The organism is Pseudomonas yangonensis, assembly GCF_009932725.1.
In the GTDB taxonomy this organism is placed as follows: Bacteria; Pseudomonadota; Gammaproteobacteria; order Pseudomonadales; family Pseudomonadaceae; genus Aquipseudomonas; species Aquipseudomonas yangonensis.
Map to the genome: position 1 here is coordinate 1 of NZ_BLJU01000044.1, position 1,931 is coordinate 1,931.

The 1,931-nt window shown below is 61.8% G+C and carries 2 protein-coding genes and 1 pseudogene; all 3 read left to right on the forward strand.

The features are described 5' to 3' along the window. Positions 1 to 285 (forward strand): methyl-accepting chemotaxis protein (locus tag GYB81_RS23285; protein ID WP_233787662.1); only part of this gene is annotated, 285 nt, incomplete at its 5' end. A 208-nt stretch (positions 286 to 493) separates the two neighbouring features. Continuing rightward, positions 494 to 1,585 carry an SMP-30/gluconolactonase/LRE family protein gene (locus GYB81_RS23290; protein WP_161867987.1) on the forward strand — a complete coding sequence of 364 codons (1,092 nt, stop codon included), beginning with the start codon at positions 494 to 496 and terminating at the stop codon, positions 1,583 to 1,585. A 210-nt stretch (positions 1,586 to 1,795) separates the two neighbouring features. Next, positions 1,796 to 1,931: pseudogene (locus GYB81_RS24830) on the forward strand (phage infection protein); the annotation flags it as partial.

Consider the following 1,931-nt stretch of genomic DNA (forward strand, 5'->3'; position numbering starts at 1 on the left):
ATCGAGGCGGCACGTGCCGGAGATCAGGGTCGCGGTTTCGCGGTGGTAGCCGACGAAGTTCGGCAGCTGGCCTCGCGCACCAGCGCAGCAACGGTAGAAATCACCTCGGTGGTTGGGCAGAACCAGCAACTGGCCGAGCGTGCAGTGGAGATCATCGATCGCGGCAAGACTCAGGCCGAGCTGGGCCTTGAACTGTCGGGCCAGGCCGGCCAGGTCATCGAGGAAATCCAGGACGGCGCACGGCGCGTGGTCAGGGCGGTCGAAAGTTTCGCCACGCAGCTGTGACGCAGGACACCGCCGATGCCGTGATGGCGTGGCGCCTGGACGGTCATCACACAACCCGCTATTGCAAGACGCCCTCAACAGCCTTATCCAGAGCCAAGCCGAGGCTAACCTGAATAAGTTGAGGCGTCGGTATTTTCAAAGTTGTCATACATCGTATAAGTTCTATAAGTCGCATCCGCGATCAACAAGAACAACAAGGAACCTCACGATGAATGACGAACGACGCCCCGACGGCTCACGCCGCCATTTTCTCAAGCAATCGCTGGTCTGTTCCGCTGCCGCCGCCAGCGCTGCGTCTCTGCTCCCGCAACTGGCCAATGCCACGCAGCCTCTCGATCTGCGCTACCCGTCCGGCGCGGTGAAGGCGCTGGATGACAGTTTCCTGCAATTGCGCCTGTTCAACGCCAGCGTGGAAAAGCTCGCCGATGGTATCCGCTGGGCCGAAGGCCCGGTGTGGTTCGGCGACGGTCGCTACCTGCTGGTCAGCGATATCCCCAACAACCGCATCATGCGCTGGGATGAAATCAGCCAGTCGCTGGCCGTCTACCGCCAACCATCGAACTATTCCAATGGCCTGGCGCGCGACCGCCAGGGCCGGCTGATCGCTTGTGAGGGCTCGACCACCCAGGATGTTGGCCGGCGAATCACCCGCACCGAACACGACGGCAGCATTACCGTGCTGGCCGACTCGTTCGACGGCAAGCGCTTCAACTCGCCGAACGACCTCGCGGTCAAGCGCGACGGCTCCGTCTGGTTCACCGACCCGCCCTTCCAGACCGGCAACTTCTACGAGGGCTACAAGATCGAGCCGGAGCTGCCGCATGGCGTCTACCGCATCGACGGCGAAACGCAGCAGGTGACCCGTGTGGTCGACGATCTGGCCGGCCCCAACGGCCTGTGCTTCTCACCCGACGAGAAGACCCTGTACATCGTCGAGGGCCGCGCCAAGCCGCATCGTCTGGTGTGGGCTTATCAGGTGAACGACGACGGTAGCCTCGGTCAACGCCGCAAACACATCGAAGCTACCGACACTGGCGCGCTGGATGGCATCAAGTGCGACGAATTCGGCAACCTGTGGTGCGGCTGGGGCAGCAACGGCTCGGCCGAGAGCGATCCGGAAAAGCTCGACGGCGTGCGCGTATTCAACCCACAGGGCAAGGCTATCGGCCATATCTCACTGCCGGAGCGCTGCGCCAACCTGTGTTTTGGCGGCGAGAAAGGTAATCGCCTGTTCATGGCCAGCAGCCATGGCATCTATTCCCTGTTCGTCAACGCACGCGGCGCCACCTTCGTCCAGTAACCGCTGCGCCACGGCCGTTCCGGCCGTGGCCTGCCCCTGCCCCAAGCGCGAACAACCCTCTCCAATACCTCTCGAAGGGCTCTGCTTCGCGCATTGCAGCAAACATCAGCGGCATCGATGTTCACCATCATGCCAATGAAGTTCTCTGAAAAAATCCAGTGCGTAACATCTGCTCCATACCCGACCACAACCCCGCTGGAGCACGACATCATGAAACGCCAACTCATCCTCAGCTTCGCTTTCTCCGCACTGGCAGCCAACGTATTCGCCGCTTCTTCCACCCAACCCGCAGTCGCCGAAGGCGGCTCTGATCGCCTGATCGAAAGCCGCGTCGCTGAAGGTGGCT